The sequence below is a fragment of the Streptomyces sp. NPDC017520 genome (assembly GCF_044329855.1).
Lineage (GTDB): Bacteria > Actinomycetota > Actinomycetes > Streptomycetales > Streptomycetaceae > Streptomyces.
The window spans coordinates 61,335-88,299 of record NZ_JBIRKB010000020.1; the positions used below are offsets into that span (position 1 = coordinate 61,335).

General features: G+C 71.1%; 18 protein-coding genes. 5 read left to right on the forward strand and 13 right to left on the reverse strand.

Translation table 11 applies throughout. The features are described 5' to 3' along the window. Positions 1-6: 6 nt before the first annotated feature. Positions 7-780 carry an AraC family transcriptional regulator gene (locus ACH4KB_RS32830; RefSeq protein WP_398069878.1) on the reverse strand — a complete coding sequence of 258 codons (774 nt, stop codon included), beginning with the start codon at positions 778-780 and terminating at the stop codon, positions 7-9. Positions 781-1,043: 263 nt separating this feature from the next. On the opposite strand from ACH4KB_RS32830, the gene ACH4KB_RS32835 reads away from it, so the two are divergent. Next, on the forward strand, positions 1,044-1,577 hold the full coding sequence (locus tag ACH4KB_RS32835; RefSeq protein WP_398069880.1) for an EF-hand domain-containing protein: 534 nt from the start codon (positions 1,044-1,046) through the stop codon (positions 1,575-1,577). A 324-nt stretch (positions 1,578-1,901) separates the two neighbouring features. Here the strand turns inward: ACH4KB_RS32835 and ACH4KB_RS32840 are convergent, their stop codons facing one another. Next, the gene (locus tag ACH4KB_RS32840; protein ID WP_398069882.1) at positions 1,902-3,344 is read right to left on the reverse strand and encodes an aminopeptidase P family protein; all 1,443 of its coding nucleotides are present in this window, start codon (positions 3,342-3,344) and stop codon (positions 1,902-1,904) included. 102 nt (positions 3,345-3,446) lie between these two features. Next, positions 3,447-4,883, reverse strand: coding sequence for an aminopeptidase P family protein (locus ACH4KB_RS32845; protein ID WP_398069973.1), 1,437 nt, complete (start codon positions 4,881-4,883; stop codon positions 3,447-3,449). Positions 4,884-5,511: 628 nt separating this feature from the next. Here ACH4KB_RS32845 and ACH4KB_RS32850 point away from each other — a divergent pair. Continuing rightward, a complete protein-coding gene (locus tag ACH4KB_RS32850) occupies positions 5,512-6,618 on the forward strand; it encodes a M23 family metallopeptidase (protein ID WP_398069884.1) in 1,107 nt (368 codons plus the stop codon). Positions 6,619-7,100: 482 nt separating this feature from the next. On the opposite strand, the gene ACH4KB_RS32855 is transcribed toward ACH4KB_RS32850, so the two are convergent. The 4 genes from ACH4KB_RS32855 to ACH4KB_RS32870 all read right to left on the reverse strand — a co-directional run bounded on the left by ACH4KB_RS32855 (position 7,101) and on the right by ACH4KB_RS32870 (position 10,502). Next, a complete protein-coding gene (locus tag ACH4KB_RS32855; protein WP_398069886.1) occupies positions 7,101-7,793 on the reverse strand; it encodes a response regulator in 693 nt (230 codons plus the stop codon). A gap of 4 nt (positions 7,794-7,797) precedes the next feature. After that, positions 7,798-9,012: a histidine kinase gene (locus tag ACH4KB_RS32860; protein WP_398069975.1), complete on the reverse strand. Its 1,215-nt coding sequence runs from the start codon at positions 9,010-9,012 to the stop codon at positions 7,798-7,800. Positions 9,013-9,040: 28 nt separating this feature from the next. Then, a complete protein-coding gene (locus tag ACH4KB_RS32865; RefSeq protein ID WP_398069888.1) occupies positions 9,041-9,919 on the reverse strand; it encodes a lysostaphin resistance A-like protein in 879 nt (292 codons plus the stop codon). 166 nt (positions 9,920-10,085) lie between these two features. After that, on the reverse strand, positions 10,086-10,502 hold the full coding sequence (locus tag ACH4KB_RS32870) for an acyl-CoA thioesterase (RefSeq protein ID WP_398069889.1): 417 nt from the start codon (positions 10,500-10,502) through the stop codon (positions 10,086-10,088). 198 nt (positions 10,503-10,700) lie between these two features. Between ACH4KB_RS32870 and ACH4KB_RS32875 the strand changes: the two genes are divergently transcribed. Beyond that, the gene (locus tag ACH4KB_RS32875) at positions 10,701-13,757 is read left to right on the forward strand and encodes a carbohydrate binding domain-containing protein (RefSeq protein ID WP_398069891.1); all 3,057 of its coding nucleotides are present in this window, start codon (positions 10,701-10,703) and stop codon (positions 13,755-13,757) included. Positions 13,758-14,107: 350 nt separating this feature from the next. On the opposite strand, the gene ACH4KB_RS32880 is transcribed toward ACH4KB_RS32875, so the two are convergent. The 6 genes from ACH4KB_RS32880 to ACH4KB_RS32905 all read right to left on the reverse strand — a co-directional run bounded on the left by ACH4KB_RS32880 (position 14,108) and on the right by ACH4KB_RS32905 (position 21,213). Continuing rightward, positions 14,108-15,172 carry an aldose epimerase family protein gene (locus ACH4KB_RS32880; RefSeq protein WP_398069893.1) on the reverse strand — a complete coding sequence of 355 codons (1,065 nt, stop codon included), beginning with the start codon at positions 15,170-15,172 and terminating at the stop codon, positions 14,108-14,110. Positions 15,173-15,216: 44 nt separating this feature from the next. Next, positions 15,217-16,248 carry a LacI family DNA-binding transcriptional regulator gene (locus ACH4KB_RS32885; protein WP_398069895.1) on the reverse strand — a complete coding sequence of 344 codons (1,032 nt, stop codon included), beginning with the start codon at positions 16,246-16,248 and terminating at the stop codon, positions 15,217-15,219. Positions 16,249-16,344: 96 nt separating this feature from the next. Then, on the reverse strand, positions 16,345-17,394 hold the full coding sequence (locus tag ACH4KB_RS32890) for an ABC transporter permease (protein ID WP_398069897.1): 1,050 nt from the start codon (positions 17,392-17,394) through the stop codon (positions 16,345-16,347). Next, on the reverse strand, positions 17,391-18,368 hold the full coding sequence (locus ACH4KB_RS32895; protein WP_398069899.1) for an ABC transporter permease: 978 nt from the start codon (positions 18,366-18,368) through the stop codon (positions 17,391-17,393). The genes ACH4KB_RS32890 and ACH4KB_RS32895 overlap by 4 nt, the downstream gene beginning before the upstream one ends. Continuing rightward, a complete protein-coding gene (locus tag ACH4KB_RS32900) occupies positions 18,365-20,038 on the reverse strand; it encodes a sugar ABC transporter ATP-binding protein (RefSeq protein ID WP_398069901.1) in 1,674 nt (557 codons plus the stop codon). Before ACH4KB_RS32900 ends, ACH4KB_RS32895 begins: the two co-directional genes overlap by 4 nt. A gap of 92 nt (positions 20,039-20,130) precedes the next feature. Next, complete coding sequence (locus ACH4KB_RS32905) at positions 20,131-21,213, reverse strand: ABC transporter substrate-binding protein (protein WP_398069902.1); 1,083 nt, start codon at positions 21,211-21,213, stop codon at positions 20,131-20,133. A 628-nt stretch (positions 21,214-21,841) separates the two neighbouring features. Here ACH4KB_RS32905 and ACH4KB_RS32910 point away from each other — a divergent pair. After that, positions 21,842-24,286 (forward strand): beta-L-arabinofuranosidase domain-containing protein, encoded by a 2,445-nt coding sequence (locus ACH4KB_RS32910; RefSeq protein ID WP_398069904.1) that lies wholly within the window; start codon positions 21,842-21,844, stop codon positions 24,284-24,286. Positions 24,287-24,370: 84 nt separating this feature from the next. Further along, a complete protein-coding gene (locus ACH4KB_RS32915) occupies positions 24,371-26,722 on the forward strand; it encodes an AbfB domain-containing protein (RefSeq protein WP_398069906.1) in 2,352 nt (783 codons plus the stop codon). Positions 26,723-26,965 lie beyond the last annotated feature (243 nt).

The following is a 26,965-nucleotide window of genomic DNA, read 5'->3' on the forward strand; positions in this document are numbered from 1 at the left end:
CGGCGGTCACTCCGGCCGGAAGGCCCCCGGGGTGAGCCCGGTCGTACGCCGGAAGGCGGCGCCGAACGCGCTCGCCGAGCGGTAGCCGACCTGTTCGGCCACCGCCTCCACGTCCCATCCCCGGGCCAGCAGGCCGATGGCGTGCTGGGCGCGGACCGCCGCCACCCAGCGCACGAAGCTCGTGCCCGTCTCGGTGGTGAACGCCCGGGTGACCGTGCGGGCGCTGACGCCGAGGGCGGATGCCCAGTCCGCCAGGGTCCGCCGGTCGGCCGGCTCCTCGCGCACCGCGTCGGCGATCGGGCGCAGCAGCTCGGAGGCCGGGATCCGCACGAGCAGTTCGCGGGGCGACGGGACGAGGACGTCGAGCACCAGCGCCTCGGTAGCGGCGCGCGAGGCGGCCGTGAGGCCGGGTTCGCCGAGCCGTTGCAGCAGCAGGCGCAACAGCGGGGTGATCTCGACGGCGACCGGCGTGGCGGAGATCGACGCGGTGGTGCGGAAGCCGAAGAAGCTCGCCCGGAACCAGGTTCCGGCGGTCGCCGATCCGGTGTGCAGGGTCCCCGCGGGCATCCACAGGCCCAGGGTCGGGGTGATCGTCCAGATCCGGCTGCCGACCACCGCTGTGGAGGCGCCGCGCTCGTTCCAGAGCAGTTCGTGGAAGGGGTGGGAGTGCGCGTCCCAGAGCGTGTCGTGCGTGACGACCTCGTCGTAGCCGGCGATGACGAAGGGGGTGTCCACCGAACCGGGGGCGAGCGCGGGCAGCGTCCGGGTCTCCCTGGTCATCGGCGGTGGACCTGTCTCGTACGGGGGCCGCTCGCGGCGGACGGGGTGCGCATCGGCTCAGCCTAGAGGTCTGGGGGCGCGCGCGGCCAAAGAGCCCCTCCGCCTGCCTCAACTTGACGTTTACGCAGGTCAGTTACGTCCTTCAGGTGAAAGAACCACGACTTTCGCCGTGGACGCCGCTTCTCGGCGGACAGTGGGTGGGCCGACCGGGCACCGGGCCGTGGTCGGTGGGAACATGGCATGTGGAGAAAGGTGACGGATTCATGGGCATTGAGGCCACCAGGCGGGCCACGCTCGTCTTCTCCCTGTTCGACGCCAACGCCAACGGCGTCCTGGAGGCGGACGACTTCGACCTCATGGCCGACCGCGTCGTCCGCGAGGCGCACGCGTCGGACCGGGCGGCGCAGGACGCGATGCGCGCGGCGTTCCGGCGGTACTGGACGACGCTGCGCAGCGAGCTCGACGCCGATGGCGACGGCGAGGTCGACTTCGAGGAGTTCACCGCCTGCGTGCTGTCGCCGGAGCGGTTCGACGCGACCGTCGGGGCGTTCGCCGAGGCACTGGCCGCCCTCGGCGACCCGGACGGCGACGGCCTGATCGAGCGCCCGCTGTTCATGGCGCTGATGACGGCCATCGGGTTCGAGCCCGCGAACATCGACGCGCTCTTCGACGCCTTCGAGCCGAACGACGGGGACCGGATCCGGGTGGAGACGTGGGTCGCCGGGATCAAGGACTACTACGCGCCGGGCAAGGCCGGCATCCCCGGCGACCATCTGGTCGTGGGCACCGCCGCCTGACCGGGCGCGCACGCATACGGCCGACGACGGTGGGCGCTCTCCCGGGCGTCCGCCGTCCCGCCTTCCCTCCGTCCCGATGTGATCCGCCCGGTCCGGCAGCTCCTCGGCCGCCGGCGGCGACGCACCGCCGCGGCTGCGGCGTCCCCGCGAGCCGAGCCTGACCACGGGGCCCCGGGAGGACGCCCACACCGCGGCCGGCACCGCGCACGTGCCGAACCCGGTGGGTCCGACCACCGCCACCGCAATCGCACCAGCGCCCGCGCCTGCCCGCGCCTGCCCGCCGCAGCTCTCCGGAGACCTGGTCGACCAGCGGGCGGCGGGCTCCTACCGCGACGCGTCCATCCACGCCTCGACCGCGTCCGCGTCGCGTGGCAGGTCCGACGACAGACACGTCGCGCCGTCGGCGGTGATGACGAAGTCGTCCTCGATCCGCACGCCGATGCCACGCAGTTCCTCGGGGATCGTCAGGTCGTCGGGCTGGAAGTACAGCCCGGGCTCGACGGTGAGCACGTGCCCCTCCTCCAGCACACCGCCCAGGTAGGTCTCGCTGCGGGCGGCGGCGCAGTCGTGGCAGTCGAGGCCGAGCATGTGACCAGTACCGCATACGGTGTACCGGCGGTAGAGGCCGGACTCGTGCGGGATCGCCGCACCGCCGGGCCGCAGGCCCCAGGCGTCGAGCCCCTCGGCGATGACGCGCGTCGCGGCGTCGTGGAAGGCGCCGTACGGTGCACCGGGCCGCAGGGCGGCGATGCCCGCCGACTGGGCGGCGAACACCAGGTCGTAGACGCGGCGCTGCACATCCGTGAAGCGTCCGCCGACCGGCAGCGTCCGGGTGACGTCCCCGGTGTAGAACGAGTCGGCCTCGACGCCCGCGTCCAGCAGGAGCAGCTCCCCCTCCCGGACCGGGCCGTCGTTGTGCATCCAGTGCAGCACGCACGCATGCGCGCCGGCCGCCGCGATGGTCTCGAACCCCAGGCCGTAACCCTCCAGCCGCGCCCGCCGGTTGAAGGTGCCCTCCACCCACCGCTCCCCGCGTGCGAGGCGGGTGGCGTGGGGCAGTTCGCCGACGACGTCGTGGAAGCCGGCGACCGTGTGCCCCACGGCGGCGCGCAGCTGCTCGATCTCCCACGCGTCCTTGACCAGCCGCGACTCCGACAGGAAGGTGAGCAGCTCGGCGTCGGCCGGTGCGGACGGCGGGATCAGGGCGTCGACGAGCGCGTCCTCGCCGCGCACCACCCGGGTCGGTACGCCACCGCCGAGCGCCCGCTCCAGCCCTTCCCGGGCGACCGCGTCGACGCCGAGGGCTTCGGCGGTCTCCCGGAGCGTCCGGCGCCGGCCGACCCAGAACTCGCCGTGCTGCCGGTCACTGTGGAACTCCGCACCGGACGGACCGGCATCGCGCGGTGAGCGGGGCCGGGTGAACAGGGTGACCTCGTGCCCGCTGCCGGTGGGCTCGAGGACGAGCACACTGTCCGGTACCGCCGCCGTCCCCAGCTCGGCCGTGAGGTGGATGTACGCGGAGTGCGGCCGGAAGGCGTAGTCGAAGTCGTTGCTGCGGGCCTTGAGCCCGCCCGACGGGACGACGATCCGCTCTCCGGGGAACCGCGTCGACAGCGCCGCACGCCGCTTGGCCGCGTATGCGGCTCCGGAGACGGGTGGAAGCCTCCTGTCCGTGTCCGCCCACCCCTGCCGAAAGACCTCCGCCACCGCCGCCGGTACTCGACGATCGTGACTCCGCGCTCCGCGCGGGCCGTCCTGACGTTCCATCGCACGCCTCCCCGTCATTCCGTTCCGTGGTGCTGCGCCCTCACTCCACAGGGAGAACGCACGTGTCCGAGCCGCGGCCCCGAAGGGCCGCGGCGGCCGATGTCAGCCGCGAAGCCGGGCCATCCACTCCTCCACTTCGTCGGCCGTCCGAGGAAGGTCGGCCGAGAGGTTCTCGTTGCCCTCGTCGGTGACCAGCAGATCGTCCTCGATCCGCACGCCGATGCCGCGGAGCTCCTCGGGCACGGTCAGGTCGTCCGACTGGAAGTACAGGCCGGGCTCGACGGTGAGCACCATGCCCGCCTCCAGCGTCCCGTCCACGTACAGCTCGGTACGGGCCTTCGCGCAGTCGTGGACGTCCAGGCCGATCATGTGGCCCGTGCCGGCCAGCGTCCAGCGGCGGTACAGCCCGAGTTCGTACGCCTCGTCCACCGACCGCTCGCCGAACAGGCCCCAGGAGGCGAGGTGCTCGGTCAGCACCCGCTGGGCGGCGTGGTGGAAGTCCCGGTACTTCGCACCGGGCCGGACCTTGGCGATACCGGCCGACTGCGCCGCGTACACCGCGTCGTACACCTTGCGCTGGACCGGCGTGAAACGGCCGTCGACCGGCAGGGTGCGGGTGACATCGGCGGTGTAGAGGTTACGGCTCTCCACTCCGGCGTCGATCAGCAGCAGTTCGCCCGGCCGGGTCTCGCCGTCGTTGCGGACCCAGTGCAGCGTCGTGGCGTGGGCTCCCGCGGCGCAGACCGACGCGTAACCCACGTCGTTGCCCTCGGTCCGCGCACGCATCCAGAACGTGCCCTCGATGGCCCGCTCCGCGGTCGGCGTGTCCGTGCCGAGAACGCGCACGATGTCCTCGAAGCCACGCGCCGTCGCCTGACAGGCGTGGCGCAGGTCGGCGATCTCGAACTCGTCCTTGATGAGGCGCATCTCGGACAGGGCGACGCGGAACTCGGCGTCGCGCTCGGCGGTCACCTTGTCGTTGAGGGCGGCGTCGACCCCGGCGTCGTAGCCGCGCAGCAGACGGATCGGGCCGGTGGCCTCGGCCAGCCGCTCGGTCAGCGTGCGGACATCACGGCAGGGCAGGCCCAGGAGCCGCTCGTTCTCGGTGAGGCTGTTGCGACGGCCGTCCCAGAGCTCACCGTGGTAGTCGCGCCAGAACTCCCCGTTCTCGCGGTCCGACCGGGGGAGCAGATAGGCGACCGCCACGTGCTCGCCGTCCGCACCGGGCTCCAGGACCAGTACGGAGTCCTGGGACTGGTCACCCGTCAGGTAGGCGTAGTCGGAGGACGGCCGGAACGGATAGTCCGTGTCGTTGGCCCGCACCTTCGGGTTGCCGGCCGGCACCACCAGCAGTTCGCCGGGAAACAGCGCGGAGAGGGCCGCCCGACGGCGCGCGGTGCACGCCGCCTGGGCGATGGGTTCGAGGTCGCGACGCTCGGTGTCGGCCCAACCCTGCTTCATGTTCTCGGCCAGCTCGGCACTCACGTCCACGTACAGACCGTTCTTCCGCGTCTTGTTCTCATCCGTCTCACCGGCCACGACGTCCTCCTGGTACGAATCCGTCACGCGTGTTCCTCTCCATCGCAGAAGTCAATCCCTTCGGGCAACCAGCCGGAGAACGTCCATGAGCGCGTCCGTCGCGGCACAGGCCCCGCCGGATCCAGGCAGCGCCGGGTTGGCAAGCTCAACTCCTCTGGCAGTACGGCTGCTTACCGTGGACCGCACTCTTGCAGCCCCTTCCCATCCCCACTTCATACACATGTATGGAATCGTGCGGGCGCTCTTGCGTCATTTGTCGCTGGGCGGACCCGGCCGCCCTCGTGGAGTCCGGGCCCCCCGGTTGCCCGGCGGCGCCACCCGCCCCGTCGGCGCGGCGCCACCCGGGGCATGCGACCGACCCCGGCACCCGTGGCGGCTCTTCCCGAGACAGCCTCGCCCGGGCCGTCACCGTCGCCGTCGTTCGGCTCTCGGTATCTGCCTTGATTCCATGGGTACTTGGTCTGTTCCGGGTGGCCGACAGACCCGTATGCTACGCGCATAGATTTTGGTGCGGACATGCCATTTCGGCAGGGCCCTTCCTCTTCCCATGGCGTGGCCGCACGCGTTCCACCCTGCTTTCGCTCCTGTCGCCCTGTCAGCCCCCTCTCGTCCAGAAGGGACACCACCCGTGCTCTCCAAGCTGTCCGTGAGAACCACCGTCGCGACCCTCGCCGCCATAGGCCTGCTCGCCACCGCCCCCTCGGCGACGGCGGCCCTCCGCGACTCCGCCGCAACACCTGCCGGGGCTCCGGCAACCGCCGCCCAGTCGCCTTCCCCCGATGTCACGGTGAAGATGCCGTCCGCGGTGGCCAACCGCCTCGGCGCCGGTCGGCAGGCGCTGATAGACGCCGTCTCGACAGACGTTCTCTCCCGGTCCCACGACGCCAAGGGCCTCACCCCGAAAGCCGCCGTCACCAAACTCGCCGACGAGAGCCGCAAGGTGGTCGTCGATGTCCGTACCGTCTCGGCCGACTGGGCCCGTGGCGTCGCGTACGTCGAAGCGCCCCGCACCCACCACGGCGATCCGGAGGGCTGGCTCTACATCGCTCACCGCAAGGACGGGCGATGGATCTCGGGCCTTGAGGGCGACCGCGAGTTCGCCGATCACGTGGCCAAGTCTCCGCTGGTCGGCAAGGCGGAACGGCGGACCATGACGGCGTACGCCGAGCGCAAGGCGGCTCCGCCGCAGGAGACGCCGTCGGTGGGGACCACCGCTGCCAACACCAACGGACTGCTGCTTCCCTGGATGCCCGACTACTACATGACTCTCACCGGCGGGGCACACTCCCACACCGGCTCGACGGGCTACTGGAGCAGCCTCGACTTCGCGGGAGGCAACGCCAGCGGGCGGGTCCGCTCGTCCCGGGAGGGGACGGCGACCTCGATGTGCGGTGCCGGAGGCGGCTGGACCAGAGTGATCCACCCCGGCGGCTTCTCGACGGACTACTACCACATGTGGAACACCACCTACTACAACGGAACGTCGATCCCTCGCAGCGCCCTGCTCGGCACGATCGGCACCGACACCTGTGCCGGCGGGGCCGCGACCGGAGCCCACGTGCACTGGAGCCTGCGCACGTACGACGCCAACTACAACGGCCAGTACACCTGGCTCAACGGCCGCACCATCGGCGGCTGGGCCTGGTGGAACGGCTCCAGCCAGTACACCGGGTGCGCGACCCGCTCGGGCATCACCGCCTGCCCCGGTACGGCGATCTACAACCGAACCAGCTGACCAGCGTCCGTGACTGAGCGGTGGGTGGAGCCGTCGACCGCTTGGCGCAGCCAGGAGATGCAGGCAGCGGCGCGGTCGGGGCAGACGGCTGGTACGGCCGCGCGGCACGAATTCCATGGCCCGGGGCGGCCGGTCGCACATCTCGCCGATAGGCAGATGGCAGCGGCCGGTCGGCCCCGTACGGCTACGGACGAGCCCCAGCCGGTGGCGGCCGCAGCCCGCCAGGCCGTGCCGGCGGAACCGTCACGCGTCGATCAACCGCTCACCTGCTGCGTGAGGCAGTACCTCCGGGTTGACCGAGGTAATCGCTGTCTCCCGAGCGCGATGCTGTTCCTCGCGAGCGGATATTCCGGCCTCGACCGTGGTCACGAACCGATGGTTCGGGACCGGAACGTGCGTCCGTGCTGCCTCCCTGCGAGCCATGCGCTGTCCGGTCTCCACGTGACGCGGACCCGCCGAACCTGAGCACACGCGCGGGCCGGTCACGGTGTGCCGGGCACCAGTCCGACCCGGTGGGCGAGGACGACGGCCTGGACACGGTCGCGCAGGCCGAGTTTGGCCAGAAGGCGCGACACGTAGGTCTTGACGGTCTCGGGCGTGATGTACATCGACACGGCGATTTCCGCGTTCGACAGCCCCTCGGCGATCAATTGGAACACTTCCAGCTCGCGGGGGGTCAGCGCACGCACGACGTCCTGTCCGGCCGGCCGGGAGGCGTCGGCCGGTCGCAGATGCTGGGCGAAGTGGCCGATGAGGTGGCGGGTGACGGCGGGTGCCAGCAGGGCCTCGCCCCGGGCGACGGTCCGGATGCCGTTGACCAGCTCCGCCGGAGGCGCGTCCTTGAGAAGGAACCCGCTCGCTCCGGCACGCAAGGCGTCGTAGACGTAGGCATCGACGTTGAACGTGGTGACGACCAGTACCTTCGGTGCGTCTTCGGTGCCGAGACCGGCCAGTTGTCGCGTCGCCTCGATGCCGTCGAGCAGGGGCATCCGGATGTCCATCACGACCACGTCGGGACGCAGCAGCCGCGCGGCCTGGACCGCCTCGTGTCCGTTCTCGGCCTCCCCGACGACCTGCATGTCGGGCTGCGCGGAGAAGATGGTGACGTAGCCGGTCCGCACCAGCGCCTGGTCGTCGCAGACGAGCACACGGATCGGTGGCGGAGTATCGCTCACGAGGTCACTCCTGAAGGGGCTTGGACGGAATCGTGGCACGGACCTCGAACCCGCCTCCGGGCCAGGGACCGGCCTCCAGTTCACCATCCAGCATCCGAACCCGGGCACGCAGCCCGGCCAGCCCTCGTCCGCCCGTGGGGCCCGGCTTCCACGCGACCGGTGCGGCGGCGGTTCCCTCGGTGGTCACCACGATTCCTATGTGCTCGTCGCCGTGCCGGAGCAGAACCCGCGTCGGCTTCCCGGCCGCGTGCTTCAAGGCGTTGGTGAGCGCCTCCTGCACCACCCGGTAAGCGGCCAGCTCCACGTCCACGCCCAGCGTCCGCCGCTCACCCTGCTCGCAGAACTCGACCGGCTGACCCGACCTGCGGGTCTCCTCGACCAGGTCCCCCACCCGCCCCAGGGCCGGTGTCCGGCCCTGGGGCGGGTCCGCGGATGCCGCCTCGCCGGTCGCCTCCAGGACCCCGAGCAGGTAGCGCAGTTCCGTCAGCGCCCGACGGCCGGTGTCGCTCACGGCCGTCAGTCCCTCGCCGACGCGTTCCGGCGCGGACGTGAGCAGAAATTGCGCCGCGTCGGCTTGGACCACCATGGCCGTCACGTGGTGGGTGACCACGTCGTGCAGCTCGCGGGCGATCCGCGCCCGCTCGGCGGCCGTGGCCACCACAACGGCCAGCCGCCGTCGCTTCGTCTCTTCCGTCCGCCGCATGCGCACCGTGCTCCCCACCAGCCAGGCCGTGGCCAGAGCCAGGGAGAACGCGAGGTAGTCCGGTAGCGAATTCGGTGAGCCGAGACGGTGCAGGACGACGGCCAGCACGGCGTAACCCGCACTCGCCACGACGACCAGGCCGTGGCGGAAGCGGACCTGGTGGGCCCCGGCGGAGTACAGGGCCAGATACAGTCCCATGCTCGCGAACGTCGTCGCGAAGCCCAGCGTCTGATGCACGGTGAACGCGCCCGCGATGACGGCCAGACAGGCTGCGGGCCACCTGCGGCGGACCGCCAGCGGCACGGTCTGGGCCAGGACCAGCCCGACGCTCAGTGCGTCCGTCGGCCTCTGTGGCAGATCGCCGATCTGCGCGCCTATCGGGGACAGGGGCGGCACGAAGGCCAACAGGGTGAGCGCCAGGGCGAGGACACCGTCCTTGACGAGAGCATCCCGCTCCCGCCACCGGTCGAGCGGCGCCCGGAGCAGCGGCAGACTCCAGATCGCGTGACGGGCCATCACTTCGGTTTCCTCCAGCCGGCCTGGCTCAACGGGACGCACTTCGGCGGGACTTGATGCCACCGGCCCGGTGGGCGCGGACGAGCATCGGAACGGCGATGGCCACGCCCATGAGGACGGGCATGATCGACGCCTCCAGACCGAAGCTGCCCCCGGTCAGCAGGGCGGAGCCATGGACGTCCACGGTGAACAGGCCCTCGGGAGGGTGTCCGGAGACCGGGATACCGAGCAGCTGCTCCGTGGTGTTCCAGGCGAAGTGCAGCCCCACGACGAACCAGATGTTACGCCGCCACAAGAACGCGGCTCCGAGCAGGACGCCCGCCTCCAGGGCGATCGCCAGTCCGCTCCACGCGTTCGCGCCCGGGGCGCCCAGGTGGGCGACACCGAAGAACAGCGAGGTGACCACGATGGCGGCCCGACTGCCCCACAGCTGCTCAAGGGCCTGTAGGGCAAGGCCGCGGAACAGCAACTCCTCGGTGACCGCGGCACCGATCTGCACCGCGACGGCGGTCCGGACGACCGACAGGAAGCCGTCGCCGGCCCAGGTGAACGAGTAGCCTCCGAACGCCGTGATCAGGAGGGCGGAGACAAGGATGAAGCCCAGGCCGATCCCGCCGCCCAGCAGCATCTCCCGGGCGGCCCCGGACCGGGCGATCTCCGGTACGGAGCGTCGTGCCACACGGCGCATGACGTAGCAGTACACGGCCACCGCGGCGACCGCGCCCAGCATCGGCACGGGGCCGGGGCCGGTCGCCGTCAGCCCCGACACCAGGCCGACGCCGAGCATTCCCGCCGGCATCCAGCCGAGCGGAGACCGCATGATCCGACCGAGGCGGCCGCCGCCCCCGTCGCGGTCCTCCCCCGGGCCGGAGCCCGTGCTGTGCCGAATCGCGGATGTCGTGTCCATGGTGGCCTCCCCGGTAGTGGGTCACCTCCTGCGGCGACCTGACGACCACACTAGGAATCCGCGGACCTCGACGGATCACCCGCGCGAGGACGGCTCCTGTAGCTCTCACGGGGGATGTGCCAACGCCCTCGCCCGTTCCCGCCGCGGGGCGCGGGGCGCGGTCCGGTCAGCCGGTCAGCAGATCGGGGTTGCCGGCCAGGGCGGCGAGACGGCCCCGCGGGTCCGGGACGAGCCGGCGTTCGGTCAGGTCGAGGACGCCGGCCACTCCGGTGACCTCGGCGGCCACCGTGCCGTCCTCCTTGATGATGTGCTGCTCCAGCGTGAACGTCTTGCCCGTGCCGTAGTCGAACCGGCAGGTGACGCGCACCCGCTCGCCGCCGCGCAGTTCGCGGAGGTACTTGACCGTCACCTCGAGCTGCACCGGGCCGATCCCGTCGGCGAGCAGCTTCTCCTGGGGCAGCCCGGCGGCCCGAAGCAGCTCCCAGCGCGCGTGCTCCGCGTACTGGAGGTAGACGGCCTGGTTCAGGTGGCCCTGCGTGTCGAGCTCGTAGCCGCGCACGGTCACATCAACGGAGAAGGTCATGCCCGTGCGAACGTCGGCACCAGCCCTTCCATTCCGGTGAGACGGTGCCGCCGGGTCCCTTTACGCACCTGTCATGCACCGGTAACTTCCTCCCCGCAAGGAATTGCAGCAAAATTCCGGCGGAACTTGCCGTCGGCCGTGTTCACCCGCCGAACCCCGAGGCGCGTCAGGGTTCTCCCCCTCCCTCTGGAGACACGCATGAGACGCACCCCTCATCGGTTGCCGCGGCGCCCGCTCGCGGTGGCCGTGGCAGCAGCCGGGCTGCTGGGACTCCTCACCGCCGCCCCACGAGCTGTTCCCGATCTCACCACCGCACCCGTCGCGGCCTCGGCCTCCGCGGCGACTACGGCGACTACGGCGACTACGGCGACTACGGCAACCGTCTTCTACTCCACGAAGACCCGGAACTGGTCGGCGTACTACCTGCATTACTCCCCCGACGGCGGTTCCTGGACCACCGTGCCCGGCACCCGGATGGAGGCCGCCTGCGCCGACTGGGTCAAGCTGACGGTCCCCCTCGGGGGCGCGGGCGGGCTGAAGGCGACCTTCACCGACGGCTCGGGCACCTGGGACAACAACGCGGGCAAGAACTACGACCTGGGCACCGGGAACATCACCGTCCAGGACGGAGTCGTGGCGCACAGCGACCCGTGCGCGGACCCGGCGCCCGAGGAGCCGGAGGAGCCCGGAGGGCCGAACTCGGCGTCGGTCTACTACGCGACCTCCACCGTAGGCTGGCCCACCGTCAACCTCCACTACCGACCGCACGGCGGAGCCTGGACGACCGTCCCCGGCATCGGCATGCAAGCCGCCTGCGCCGGCTGGGTGAAGCGCACGGTGGACCTGGGCAGCGCCACCGGCCTCCAGGCGACGTTCAACAACGGCAACGGGGTCTGGGACAACAACAACGGCGACGACTACACCCTGGCGACCGGGCTCACCACGGTGAAGGACCGCAAGGTGACCGCCTCGGCGGAGGACCCGTGCGCCGCCGGGGAACCGGACACCGAGGCGCCCACCGCGCCCACGGCGGTGAAGGCCGTCGCCGACGGGGTCGCGACGGTGGTCACCTGGGAACCCGCCTCGGACGACAGGGTGGTGATGGGGTATCAGGTGACACGGACCGGCGGCACGAAGGGCACTGTGGTCGCCGACACCACCTCGACCGTGTTCTCCGACACCGGTCTTGAGGCGCGGACCGCCTACCGCTACACCGTCCGCGCCGTCGACGCCGCCGGGAACGTCTCGGCGGAATCCGCCCCGGCCTCCGCCACCACCGGCGACAAGCCCACCGCACCGCCGGCCGGCACACCGCTGGGCACCGACCCCCGCAAGGACCCGATCTACTTCGTGCTCACCGCCCGCTTCAACGACGGCGACACCGCGAACAACCGGGGCGGCAGCCAGCACGAGAAATCCGGCAACGCGGCCAACGGCGACCCCATGTTCCGCGGGGACTTCAAGGGGCTGGTGCAGAAGCTCGACTACGTCAAGGGGCTCGGCTTCTCCGCGATCTGGATCACCCCGGTCGTGCTCAACCGCTCGGACTACGACTACCACGGCTACCACGGCTACGACTTCTACACGGTCGACCCCCGGCTGGAGTCCGCCGGGGCCTCGTACCAGGACCTCATCAACGCGGCGCACGCCAAGGGCATGAAGATCTACCAGGACGTGGTCCACAACCACTCCTCGCGCTGGGGCGCCAAGGGGCTGTTCACCCCGAAGGCCTACGGGGTGCGCGACGCCCAGTGGAGCTGGTTCTACGACGAGAAGAACGACGCCTTCGCGTACGACGGCCTCACCGTGGAACCGAAGTCGGGGAAGTCGTACTACAACGGCGACCTGTGGTCCACGGCCGAACCGACCGGCAACACCTGCCTCAACTGGGGCACCCCCACCGGACACACCTCGCCGGAGGGTTCCCGGATCTACAACTGCCAGTGGCCGAGCCCCACTTCGGGCATGTTCCCGAAAGCCCTCTACCACAACTGCTGGATCGGCAACTGGGAAGGCGAGGACTCCCGATCCTGCTGGCTGCACGACGACCTCGCCGACTTCAACACCGAGAACGCCCAGGTCCAGAACTATCTGATCGGCGCGTACAACAAGTACATCGACATGGGCGTCGACGGCTTCCGACTCGACACGGCGGTGCACATTCCCCGCACCACCTGGAACCGCCGCTTCCTGCCCGCCATCCAGGAGCGCGTCACCCAGCGGTTCGGGGCCGGGGCGGCGAAGAACTTCTTCGTCTTCGGTGAGGTCGCCGCCTTCGTCAACGACAAGTGGAACCGCGGTTCGGTCAACCACTCGGCGCAGTTCTTCACCTGGAAGGAGCGCAAGGAGTACAACGCGGACGACGAGAAGGCCGCCCTGGAGATGTACGACCACGAGCAGCGGCAGGGCACCGCGGCGCAGCCCGTCTCCGACAACGCCTTCCTCAAGGGCAACACCTACCACGCCCCCGACCGCAGCCGGTTCTCCGGGATGAACGTCATCGACATGCGGATGCACATGAACTTCGGGGACGCGAACAACGCGTTCCACAACGGCAAGGACTCCGACGACGCGACCAACGACGCCACGTACAACGTCGTCTACGTCGACAGTCACGACTACGGGCCCAACAAGAGCAACGAGCGGTACACGGGCGGCACGGACGCCTGGGCCGAGAACATGTCGCTGATGTGGACCTTCCGGGGCATCCCGACGCTCTACTACGGCTCCGAGATCGAGTTCCAGAAGGGGAAGAAGATCGACTGCGGGCCGACGTGCCCCCTGGCGACGACCGGGCGGGCCTACTTCGGGGACCACCTGGCCGGGGAGGTGACGGCCTCGGACTTCGGCAAGGTGTCGTCGGCCACCGGGAAGGTCGCGGACACGCTGGCCGCACCACTGGCCCGGCACCTCCAGCGGCTCAACGAGATCCGGCGCGCGGTGCCCGCCCTCCAGATGGGCCAGTACTCCACGGAGGGCATCAGCGGATCCATGGCGTACAAGCGGCGCTACACCGACGCGGCGAGCGGCACCGACAGCTTCGCCCTGGTGACGGTCTCCGGGAGCGCCACGTACACCGGCATTCCCAACGGCACGTACAAGGACGCCGTCACGGGTGACACGAAGGTCGTCACCGCGGGCACCCTCGCGGTCCCGGCCCCCGGGAAGGGCAACCTGCGCGTGTACGTCCTGGACCTCGGCGGAAGGAACGCCGCGCCGGGGAGGATCGGCGCGGCGGGGCCGTACTTGAAGTAGCGGGCCCGGCCTCCCGTCACGACCCGCCGCACCGCGCGCCGCAGGTACTTCGCGGTGCGACGGGTCGTCACCGCCCTCAGGCGCCCTGGGCGTCGGTGACGTTCTCGACGAGTCTGGCGATGACCCCTTCGTCGGGGCCCGGCTCCGGCTTGAACGTGGCGAGCCGGGTCCGGGCGGCCTCCTCCGTGCAGCTCAGCAGGTTGGTCCTCCTGGGCGACAGGCGCTCTTGCCCCGGTACGTGATCGACTGGGCCGCGGCGGTCTCCTCGTCGTCGCCCTTGGTGGCGTCGCGTATCCGCCGGCAGGCCTCGGGCGAACAAGACGCACGGCCCGACCACCCCGGCCGCCCGGCTACCGCGCCCGCAGGTGCGGGAAGCGCCATTCGGTGCGGCTGCGCAGGATCTCGCCGGGGCGCAGCACGGTGGTGGGGTGGCCGGGGCGGTTGGGTGAGTCCGGCAGGTGCTGGGTCTCCAGGCAGAGCGATCCGTGGCGCCGGTGGCGGCGGCCGGCACCGTCGGTGAAGGCGCCGTCGAGCTGGTTGGCGGTGTAGACCTGGAGACCGGGCTCGGTGGTCCAGAGCTCCAGGGAGCGCCGGTCCCCGGGGGCGGCGAGGCGGGCGGCCCGGCGCAGCGCCCCGGGGGCGGCGGGCCGCAGGACCCAGCAGTGGTCGAAGCCGCCGGCCCGGGCGAGTTGCGGGTGTGTCAGGGCGAGTTGTCCTCCCAGCCGCTGCGGGGTGGTGAGGTCGAACGGGGTGCCGGCCACCGGGGTGGGCGGGCCCTCGGGGATGGAGCCGGGGTCGATGGGGAGGTAGGCGTCGGCGTCGACCTGGAGGGTGTGGCCGAGGATGTCGTCGTCGCCGAGGTTGAGATAGGAGTGGTTGGTGAGGTTGACGACGGTGGGCCGGTCGGTGACGGCCCGGTAGTCGACGGCGAGCGTCCCGGTGGTGTCCAGGGTGTAGGTGGCGGTGACGTCGAGCGCTCCGGGGAAGCCCATGTCGCCGTCGGGGCTGTGCAGGGTGAGCCGGAGGACGGCGGTGGTGTCGGTACGGCCCCCGGTGGCCTCCCAGACCTTGGTGTGGAAGCCGTCGGAGCCCCCGTGCAGGGCGTGGCCCCGGTCGTTGGCGGGGATGTGATGCGTGGTCCCGTCGAGGGTGAAGCGGCCGTGGGCGATGCGGTTGGCGTACCGGCCGACGACGGCCCCGAAGTACGGGTTCTTGTCGGTGTAGTCGTCGAGCGCGGGCAGCGAGCGGACGACCGGACCGGGGCTGCCCGCGGTGTCCGGCACGGTGAGGCTGTGCAGGACACCGCCGTAGGTGAGGATCTCGGCCCGGACGCCGGTGCCGGAGTCGAGGGTCCAGAGGGCGATCTCGCTCTGCCCGTGGGCGCGGCCGAACGGTTTGCGGTGCACGGTGGGCATGAGGAGTTCCTTGGGGGGTGTGGAAGGGGCCCGCGAAGGGGCCGCTAGCGGGGCGGTCCGGGAGCCTCGCGGGGTGTGGTGGATTCGCGGACGACGAGCCGGTAGCCGGGGCGGGGCCGCCGGGGTTCGGCGACGGGGGTGCCCGCGAGGCGTTCGACGAGGCTGTCGACGGCGAGCCGGGCGATGGCCGCCTTGTCGGGCGCGATGGTGGTCAGGGTGGTGGCCCCGTACCTGCTCTCCTCGATGTCGTCGAAGCCGACGACGGCGATGTCGTCCGGGATGGCGAGGCCGCGTTCGGTGATGGTGCGCATGGCTCCGGTCGCGATCATGTCGTTGTACGCGAACACGGCGTCGGGCCGCCGGCCCTGGTCGAGGAGGGAGGCCATCGCCGCCGCGCCGTCCTCGCGCCCGTAACCGTCGGTGACGACGACGAGGGACTCGTCGGGTTCGATGCCGGAGGCGGCCAGTTCCTCGCGCCAGCCGCGCAGCCGCAGGTGGGCGGGCTGGCGTTCCTGGCCGGTGCGGGAGCCGAGGAAGGCGATCCGGCGGTGGCCGAGGGCGACGAGGTGGGCGACGGCCTCGCGGGCGGCGGCCACGTTGTCGATGGCGATGTGGTCGTAGGGGGCCTCGTACTCGCGCTCGCCGAGGAGCACCAGCGGCGCGGTCTCGGTGCGGGCCATCAGGTCCTCGGTCTCCAGGTGGATGGGGCTGAGGATGAGGCCGTCGATGACGTGGGAGCGGAACCCCTGGCAGACCAGCAGCTCCTTCTCCCGCAGGCCCGCCGTGTGGTCGACCAGGACGGTGTAGTCGTGCCGGGCCGCCGCGTCGACGACCTCGCCGGCCAGCTCCGCGAAGTACGGGTTGCCGAATTCGGGGACGGCGAGGGCGATGATGCCGGTGCGGCCCTTGCGGAGGTGGCGGGCGGTGAGGTTCGGCCGGTAGCCGAGCTCGTCGATCGCCTGCTGGACCTTGGCCCGCATCTTCGGGGTGACGTGCTGATAGTTGTTGACCACGTTCGACACGGTCTTGATGGACACGCCCGCCCGGTGAGCTACGTCCTTGAGGCTGACGCCCACGGCACTCCTAGTTGCTTGGTTCGACTCGGCCCGGTCCGTACGGTTCAGGTGGTCTCCGGATACGTACGGTTCAGGCGGTTCTGCGGGTACGTACGGTCAGGTGGTTCTCCGGCTGCGCGCGAGGTAACGCTGCGCCACCACGACAACGATAAGGAAGCCGCCGCTGACCACCGACTGGTACGAGGAGTTGAGCGAGCCGATCTGGTTGATGAGGTTCTGGATCACGGCGAGGAGCAGGACGCCCCAGAGGGTGCCGCTGATGGATCCCGCGCCGCCGATGAGGAGGGTGCCGCCGATGACGACGGCGGAGATCGCGTCGAGTTCCATGCCGACGCCGACGATGGTGACGCCGGAGGAGAGGCGGGCGGCGTTGAGCGCTCCGGCGAGTCCGGCGAGCAGTCCGCTGAGGGTGTAGACGAGGATCTTCGTCCGGGCGACGGGCAGGCCCATGAGGGTGGCCGCGTCGCTGCTGCCGCCGACGGCGAACAGGGTCTGTCCGAACGAGGTCCGCTGGAGCAGGAGTCCGCACGCCCCGAAGAGGGCGAGTGCGACGAGGATCGGGTAGCCGAAGCCCCAGACGCTGCCCTGGCCGAGCTCGGCGAAGGCGGAGTCCTTGGGCACCAGGTAGGTGGTGGCGCCCTCGTCGGTGAAGGCGAGCAGCATGCCGCGCGCCGCGAGGAGGGTGGCCAGCGTGACGATGAAGGGGGCCATGTTCGCGCGGGCGATGAGGAGGCCGTTGAGCAGCCCGATCGCGCCGCAGACCACCAGGGGTACGAGGAGGGCGGCGAGGAAGCCCCCTTGCGAGGCCCAGGCGGCCAGCACGCCCCCGAGGGCGAAGACGGAGCCGACGGAGAGGTCGATGCCGCCGGTGATGATGACCAGGGTCATGCCGAGCGCGACGATCGCGAGGAACGAGGCCTGGATGGTAACGCCCCGGGCGTTGTCGAGGCTCGCGAACGTCGGGTAGACGAACGAGGCGATGAGGATCACGGTCAGCAGGACCGCGAGGACGCCCTGGCGCTGGAGGAGTTCGCCGATCCGGGAGCCGGTGGAGCGTCCGGGGCGGGGTTCGGGGCGCGAGGGGGCGCTCTTGAGGGGCGACGGGGCCTTCGCCGCGGGCACGGTGGCCGGTGGGGTGTTGTTCATCGGGACCTACGCTCCCGGGCGACGTAGACGGCGGCGATGATGATGGCCGCCTGGGCGATCTGTGCGGTGGAGTCGGGCAGGTCGTGCTTGACGAGGGTCGCGCGCAGCAGCTGCATCAGCAGGGCGCCGGCGACGGTGCCGAGCACCCGGATGGAGCCGCCGTTCAGCGGGGTGCCGCCGACGACGACCGCCGTGATGGCGGAGAGTTCCATGAGGGTGCCGAGCGAGGACGGGTCGCTGGCGGTGAGCCGGGCGGTGGCGAGGATGCCGGCGAGGGCGGCCATCACCCCGCACAGGATGTAGACGCCGATCAGGACCCGCTTGACGGGCAGTCCGGAGAGCGCGGCGGCCGAGCGGTTGCCGCCGATGGCGACGATCTGGCGGCCGAAGGTGGTGCGCTGCACCAGGAAGGCGACGGCGAGCGCGAGGACGCCCGCGATGAGGACGACCGTCGGGACGCCGAGGAAGGAGCCGGTGCCCAGCGCGAGGATGTCCGGGTTGACGATCTGCTTGAGCTGGCCGTCCGCCATCACGAGGGCGAGGCCCCGGCCGCCGACGAACAGGGCGAGGGTCGCCACGATGGGTTGCAGCCCCACGAGCGAGACGAGCGTCCCGTTGACCGCGCCGACCACCGCACCGGCGAGCAGCGCGATCAGGAGCGCGGGGACCAGCCCGTAGCCGAGGTAGAGCGGCAGCAGGGCGGCGGCGAGCGCCATGGTGGAGCCGACGGAGAGGTCGATGCCCTCGGTGCCGATGACCAGGGCCATGCCGAGGGCGACGATCACGATGGGCGCGACCTGGACGAGCTGGGTGCGCAGGTTGTCGGCCGTCATGAAGTGCTCGGTGAACAGCGCGTTGAACAGCAGGACGACGGCGACGGCCGCGTACACCCCGTACTCCTGGTACCAGGCGGGGTCGCGCAGCCGGGCCAGTGGCTTCGCGGCGGGGCGTGGCAGGGTGGCCTGGGTGGTCATCGGGGGTCCTCCTGGGCGGCCGGGGCCTTCCCACCGGAATCGGGCGTGTGGTCGGCGAGGACCGTGTCGGGCGTGTGCTCCGCGGGCACGGCGCCCGGCGTGTGGTCGGCGAGCACTTCGAGCAGCCGGCTCTCGTCCACCTCGTCGCCGGCGAGTTCACCGGCGACCGCGCCGCCGCGCAGGACGACGATGCGGTCGGCGCCCTCGATCAGCTCCTCGATGTCGGAGGAGATCAGCAGTACGGCGAGCCCCTCGCGGGCGAGTTCGTCGATGAGGGACTGCACCTCGGCCTTGGCGCCGACGTCGATGCCCCGGGTGGGCTCGTCGAGCAGCAGCACCTTGGGCTCCAGGCAGAGCCAGCGGGCGAGCAGCACCTTCTGCTGGTTGCCGCCGGAGAGTTCGCCGACCTTCTGCTCGGGGCTGGAGGCCTTGATCCGCAGCCGTTTCATGAAGAGGTCGACGACGCGGTCCTGTCTGGCGCGGGAGACGATGCCGCCCCTGGAGAGCCGGGGCATCGCGGCGAGCACGATGTTCTCGCGGACGGAGAGGCCGGGGACGATGCCCTCGGCCTTGCGGTCCTCGGGGAGCATGCTGATGCCGGCGCGGATGGCCGCGGCCGGGGTGGGGCGGCCGAGGCGCTTGTCGTCGACGGTGATCTCCCCGCCGTCCAGGGGCAGCGCGCCGGTGAGCGCCTTGGCGGTCTCGCTGCGCCCGGAGCCCAGGAGCCCGCCGAGTCCCAGCACCTCACCGGCGTACAACTCCACGGATATGTCATGCAGTTGGTGGCGACGGTCGAGGTGCTTGGCGGCGAGGACGGGGGTGCGGGCCGGGTCGTGTCCTTCGGCGGCGAAGCCGGTGAGCCCGTCGCGCCGGACCTCGGACATGTCGCGGCCGAGCATCATGGACACCAACTGCATGCGTCCCAGTGGGGCCAGTTCGCCGGTGTGGATGTGGCGGCCGTCGCGCAGGACGGTGACCCGGTCGCAGATGCGGTAGAGCTCGTCCATGCGGTGGCTGACGTAGAGGACGGCGATGCCCTGGCCGCGCAGGTTCTCGATGACCCGGAAGAGGGTCTCGACCTCGCGGGGCTCCAGCGAAGAGGTGGGTTCGTCCATGATGACGACCTGGGCCCGGACGGAGACGGCGCGGGCGAGCGCGACCATCTGCTGGGTGCCGATGCCGAGCGTGTGCAGGGGCCGCTTGGGGTCGACGCGGACGCCGAAGCCGTCGAGGAGTTCGGTGGTCTCGCGGTTCATCCGGGCGAAGTCGATGAGCCCGAGGCGGTTCTTCGGTTCCCGGCCCAGGAAGACGTTGCGCGCCACGCTCATCAGCGGGACGAGGTTCACCTCCTGGTAGATGGTGGAGATCCCGGCCTGCTGCGCCTCGAACGGGCGGGCGAAGCGGACCGGTTCGCCGCTCACGCGCACCTCGCCCTGGTCGCTCCGGTAGACGCCGGTGAGCACCTTGATGAGGGTGGATTTGCCGGCCCCGTTCTCGCCGACGAGCGCGTGGACCTCGCCGGCGCGCAGGGCGAAGGAGACGTCGTCCAGGGCGACGACGCCCGGGAACCGCTTGCTCACCGAGCGGGCTTCGAGGACGGGGTCCGCCACGGCGGCGGCACCGGCCCCGGGGGTCTCCGGGTGCTGGGGTGTCGCTGGGGTTGGTGCCATGAATCCTGGCCTTCCGGTGTTACGGGAATGGGGCCGGGCCGCCGGTCGCCCCGGGGTGCCCCGGGCGTCGCGGCGGTCGGCCGTCGAGGGGGTCAGTACGCTCCGCCGAGCGATTCCTTGGCGTTGGCCTCGTCGTACTCGCGGTCGGTGATGATCACGTTCTCGGGGATCTCCTCACCGGCGTAGAACTTCTGCGCGGTGGCGAAGGCGAGCGGACCGAAGCGCGGGTTGGACTCGATGACGGCGTTGTACTCGCCGTTGACGAGGGCCTGGACGGCGTTGCGGGTGCCGTCGACGGAGACGATCTTGACGTCCTTGCCGGGCTTCTTGCCGGCGGCCTTCAGCGCGGTGACGGCCCCGAGGCCCATCTCGTCGTTCTCGGCGTAGACGGCGGTGATGTCGGGCTTGGACTGGATGAGCTGCTCCATGACCTGCTGGCCCTTGTCGCGGGCGAACTCGCCGGTCTGCTGGGCGACGATCTCCAGGCCGGGGGCCTTCGCCTTCACCTGGTCGACGAAGCCCTTGGTGCGGTCGGTGGTCACGTTGTTGCCGGACGCGCCGAGCAGGATGGCGACCTTGCCCTTGCCGCCGGTGACCTTGATCATCGCGTCGGCGGCGCGCTTGCCCTGCTCGACGAAGTCGGAGCCGAGGAAGGCCACGTAGTCCTTGCAGGCGGTGGAGTTGACCTTGCGGTCGATGGTGAGGACGGGGACCTTCTTGGCGGCCGCGGCCTTCAACGCGGGCTCCAGACCGTCGGAGTTGAGCGGGGCGACGATGAGGAACTGGGCGCCCTGGGACAGCATGTCCTGGATGTCGCTGATCTGCTTGGACAGCTGGGACTGGGCGTTGGTGGTGAGGAGCTTCTTGACGCCGACCTTCTCCGCCTCGTCCTTGATGGACTGGGTCTCGGCGATCCGGAAGGGGTTGGCCTCCTTCTCCGACTGGGAGAAGCCGACCACGGCGTCCTTGAGGTCCAGTTTCGGCGCGCCGTAGGTGGTCAGTTTGCAGCCCGACCCCGAGGTCGAATCCGGGGTCTTGGCTTCCTGCGCTCCCTGACTGCTGTCGCCGCCCGCGTTGTTGGAGGTCTCCGACTTGGCGCAGCCGGCGGCGGCCAGCGTGGTCGCTGCGAGGACGCAGACCACGGCGAGGGTACGGGATCGACGCTGGATCATCATGCGCGGAACGCTCCTTGGCGGGTTGACAGCACGCTGATCGGCGTGCGGTCGGGCATGCGGGACAAGGCATCGGCTGCTCTGCGGCCGCTGCCGCCGCATTCCTCACATCCCTGCTCCGGACTGCGGGAACAGTGGTCGTGAGAGTCTGCGCGGCCTGTCGGCGGCTCGGTTTACAACGTTATATACGCGGTGCGGCACGGGCGGCAAGAGCGTTGTCGATGCGTTCTCGAAATGAGCCGGGGGACCGCCGGAACCCACCCGCACGCCTCGAAGCACCCTTCGGCACAAGCGCTGCGCGAGGCCTGGACACCCGCCCGGCGCCGTGCTGTCATACCGCCGGACGCCTGTTTTTCAACGTTGGAAGAACGATCGCCGTCCGACCGCCCGCCGCGCGACGGCGGCCTGCGGCGTGCGCCGACCGCCGCTGCCCCGCCCCCGGCCCGTCCGGGCCCCACCACACGCCCGGCAGCGTCCCCTTCACCGCTCCGCCGCACGTCAGCCGCACCTCGGCCGCACAGCGCACCGCCCAGCAGCCCCGCCCCGCCCCGCGCGGCCACGACGCCGTGCGGCCACCCCCACCGAGCCGGCCGCGGCACAGGCGGCCGGACCGAGAGCAGGAGCCGCACCGATGCCCCTGAACCGCAGGCAGCTCATCACCTCCGCGGTGGCCACCGCGATCACCACCGGCGCGACGAGCCGGTGGGCGTCCGCCGCGACCCCCGACCGCCACCGGGCCCGGGCCGCCCGGGGCGGCCACTACTCCCCCAACGCCGCGCCGCTGCACCCCACCGCGTTCCTGAAGCTGCCGCCCGGCAGGGTGACCGCGCGCGGCTGGCTGGCCGGGCAGCTGAAGCTCCAACTGGAGGGGCTGTGCGGCCGGTACGAGGAGGTCTCGCACTTCCTCGACTTCACGGCCACCGGCTGGGTGCGCCCGGACCGGGGCGGCTGGGAGGAAGTCCCGTACTGGCTGCGCGGATACGCCGATCTCGCGATCGTCACCGCAGACGCGACCGCGCTCGCCACCACCCGCCGCTGGCTGGACGCGATCCTCGCCACCGGGCAGTCCGACGGCTTCTTCGGCCCGAAGGCCCTGCGCACCTCGCTGAACGGCGGGCCCGACTTCTGGCCGTTCCTCCCGCTGATCCAGGCCCTGCGCTCCTGGCAGGAGTACAGCGGCGACACCCGGATCATCCCCTTCCTCAGCCGCTTCTTCCGCTACATGAACGCCCAGGGCCCGGGAGCCTTCGACACCAGCTGGATCGCCCTGCGCTGGGGCGACGGCCTCGACAGCGTCATGTGGCTCTACAACCGAACCGGCGACGCCTTCCTCCTGGACCTCGTCGACAAGATCCACCGGTACGGGGCCGACTGGGGCGACAGCCTGGTCAACCCGCACAACGTCAACATCGCGCAGGGCTTCCGGGAGCCCGCCCAGTTCGCGCTGCGCAGCGGCTCGGCCGGCGACACGCGTAACACCTACGGCACATACGCGAAGGCCATGGACGCCTACGGGCAGTTCCCCGGCGGCGGCTTCGCCGGCGACGAGAACGCCCGGCCGGGCCACGGCGACCCCCGCCAGGGATTCGAGACCTGCGGCATCGTCGAGTTCATGGCGAGCCACCAGCTCCTCACCCGGATCACCGGGGACCCGCTGTGGGCGGACCGCTGCGAGGAGCTGGCGTTCAACTCGCTCCCGGCGTCGCTCGATCCGTCGGGCAGGGCCGTGCACTACATCACCTGCGCCAACAGCGTGGACCTGGACAACGCACCCAAGCGGGACCGCCAGTTCCAGAACGGCTTCACGATGCTGGCGTATCTGCCGGGCGTCGACCAGTACCGCTGCTGCCCGCACAACTACGGCATGGGCTGGCCGTACTTCACCGAGGAGCTGTGGCTCGCGACCCCGGACGGCGGGCTCGCGGCGGCCATGTACGCGCCGAGCGAGGTGACGGCGAAGGTCGCGGACGGCACGGAGGTGACGTTCACCGAGGAGACCGGCTACCCCTTCACCGACACGGTCACGCTCTCCCTCACCTCGCCGAAGCCCCTGCGCTTCCCGCTGGTCCTGCGCGTCCCGGCCTGGTGCGCGGACCCGGACATCCGGGTCAACGGGCGACGGGTCACCGCCCCGGCCGGACCCGCCTTCACCCGGATCGAGCGGACCTGGTCCAGCCGTGACGAGGTCACCCTGCGGCTGCCGCAGCGGACCGCCGTACGCACCTGGTCGGACAACCACGGCTCGGTCAGCGTGGACCACGGGCCGCTCACGTACTCCCTGCGGATCGGGGAGCGGTACGAGCGGATCGGCGGCAGCGACACGTTCCCGGAGTTCGCGGTCCACGCCACGAGCCCCTGGAACTACGGCCTCGTCCTGGACACCGACAGCCCCGCAGCATCCCTGCGCCACCGCTCCACGGGCCGGGCGCCCGGCGACAACCCGTTCACCCTGGAGGGCACCCCGCTCACCATGACCGCCCACGCCCGCCGCGTCCCGGAGTGGACGGCGGACGACGAGCGGGTGGTCGCCCCGCTCCAGGCGAGCCCGGCGCGCTCGGCCGAGCCGGTCGAGGAGGTCACCCTGGTGCCGATGGGTGCGGCCCGGCTGCGGATCACGTCCTTCCCGACGGCCGCCCCGGACGCGGAACCGTGGCTGGCGGACCGCTGGTACCGGATCGCGAACCGGCACTCCGGCAAGGTGCTGGGCGTGGACGGCATGTCGACCGCGAACAGCGCCCACGTCGTGCAGTTCGGCGACACGGGGACGGCCGACCACCTCTGGCGGCTGGTGGCCAACGGGGACGGCTGGTACCGGATCCGTAACCAGCACTCCGGCAAGGTGCTCGGCGTCGACCTGATGTCCACCGCGAACAGCGCGCACGTCGTGCAGTTCGACGACAACGACACCGCCGACCACCTCTGGCAGCTCGTCCCGGACGGCGACGGCTGGTACCGCGTCCGCAACCGGCACTCCGCCAAGGTGCTGGGCGTGGACGGGATGTCCACGGCCGACAGCGCCCATGTCGTCCAGTACGACGACAACGGAACGGCCGACCACCACTGGCGGCTCCTCTGACAGCCCTCCCTTCCCCGCACCGCTACCCGCGCCGCTCCGGCGCGGGGAGTCGTCCCCGTACGACCGTAGAAAGGGATGTTCCGCATGCGACCAGCACCCGCACCCCGCCATCGCACCTGGTGGCGGAGGTTAACGGCCACCACCGGCCTCCTCGCCCTGGTGGCCACCGCCCTCGTGGGGACCGGCGCCTCGCCGGCGACCGCCGCGCCCGCCGCCTGGGAGCCGAAGCCGGCGCCCATGACGACACCGTGGACGAACCAGGTCCCCGTCGACAAGCCGCTGCCGGAGTATCCGCGCCCGCAACTGACCCGGCCGGACTGGACGAACCTCAACGGCATCTGGGACTTCGCCGTCACCGGCCGTGACGCCGGGCAGCCCGCCGCCTTCCCGGAGCAGATCCGGGTCCCGTTCGTCGCCGAGTCCGCGCTCTCCGGCATCCAGCGGCGCATCACCGAGATGGACAAACTCTGGTACAAGCGGACCTTCACCGTCCCCGCGAACTGGGACGGCCGCCGGGTCAAGCTGCACTTCGGGGCCTCCGACTGGCAGACCACGGTCTGGGTCAACGGCGCCGAGGTCGGCGCGCACAAGGGCGGCTTCGACTCGTTCGCGTACGACATCACCCCGCGGCTCAACGGGGGTACGAACACGGTCGTGGTCTCCGTGTACGACCCGAGCCAGACAGGCGGCCAGGCGGTCGGCAAGCAGCGGATCAACGACGTGAAGCCGCACCCGGGCGGCGGGATCTTCTACACCGCGGCCTCCGGCATCTGGCAGACGGTCTGGCTGGAGCCGGTGGCCGCCGCCCACATCACCCGCCTCGACATGACGCCGCACCTGGGAAGCGGCACCCTGCGGGTGAAGGTCCGGACGGCGGGCGCGGCGGGCCGGAGCGCCCGGATCACCGTCTCCAGCGGCGGTACGGTGGTGGGCGCGGCGACCGGCGCGGTGGGCGGGGAGATCTCCGTACCCGTACCGAATCCGCGGCTGTGGACCCCCGAGGACCCGTTCCTGTACGACGTGCGGGCGGACCTGCTCGACGGCTCGGCCGTCACCGACACCGTGGGCAGCTACACCGGCATGCGGTCGGTGGGCCTGGCGAAGGTGGACGGCGTCCAACGGCCCGTGCTCAACGGGACGTTCGTGTTCCAGACCGGCACGCTCGACCAGGGGTACTGGCCGGACGGCATCTACACCGCGCCGAGCGACGAGGCGCTGAAGCACGACCTCCAGGCCCACAAGGACCTCGGCTTCAACATGGTCCGCAAGCACATCAAGGTGGAGCCGCAGCGGTGGTTCTACTGGGCGGACAGGCTGGGCCTGCTGGTGTGGCAGGACATGCCGTCGATGGACACCGGCAAGGTGCCGGACGGGCCCGCGCGCACCCAGTGGGAGGCGGAGTACCGCACCATCATCGACCAGCACCGCAGTTCACCGTCGGTGGTGATGTGGGTCAACCAGAACGAGGGCTGGGGGCAGTACGACCAGGCCCGGATCGCCGACGAGGTCAAGGCCCAGGACCCCTCGCGCCTGGTCAACAACATGAGCGGGGTCAACTGCTGCGGCTCGGTCGACGGCGGCAACGGCGACGTGGTCGACAACCACATCTACGTCGGCCCCGGCAACACCGCGCCGAGCGCCACCCGGGCCGCCGTGCTGGGCGAGTTCGGCGGGCTCGGCTACAAGGTGCCCGGTCACGAGTGGTATCCGGGCGGCGGCTTCAGCTACGAGGACCAGCCGAGCATCGCGGCCCTCAACAACCGCTTCGTCGGGCTCCTCGACGCCATCCGCGTCGGCCAACTCCCCGCCGGGCTCTCCGCGTCGGTCTACACGGAGATCACGGACGTCGAGAACGAGGCGAACGGGCTGCTGACCTACGACCGCCAGGTCGTCAAGGTCGACACCGCCCGGGTCAGGGCCGCCAACCAGGCCCTGATCCAGGCGTCCCGGAACCCCGCTCCCCCGGTGAACCTTCCCACCGGGCAGAACAGGTCGCTGCGGGTCACCACGCCCGGACACACGACGAAGCACCTGCGCCACTACGATGCGCTGGCCTTCACCGAGGTGGTGAACAGCGGGAGTCCGGCCGTGCTGAAGGCGGACGCCACCTGGAAGATCATCCCCGGTCTCGCCAACGGCAACTGCTACTCCTTCGAGTCCCGTAACTACCCCGGCGAGTTCCTCCGCCACCGGGAGTTCCGCGTGCGGCGCGACGCCAATGACAACTCCGCGCTGTTCAAGGCGGATGCCACCTGGTGCGCGGTCGCGGGCGACGGCGGGGTGCGCTTCACCAGCGCCAATCTGCCCGGCAGCTATCTGCGCCACATCGACTCCGAGGTGTGGCTCGCCACTCCCGGCGGCGGGCGGGCCTTCGACAGTCCGGCCTCCTTCACCGAGGACACCACCTGGGCGGTGGAGGCACCCTGGGCGCCGTGATCGGGGGCTGATGGCGATGAGCGGGTGAACGACCGGCCGGTCCGGCCGCGACGGAGAGTCTTCTGTCGCGGCCGGACCGGCTGTGCGTGGGGGCTCCCACGGGTCTGGTCAAGCCGATCGGGCGGGTCGGAGCTCGTGGAAGGTGCCGTCGCGAACATCGCGAGAAGGACAGCCCATGTCCCGGGCCACCGCCGGCGGCAGGGCTCCGACCGAGGCCGGCAGGCCGACCAACTGCTCCGCCCG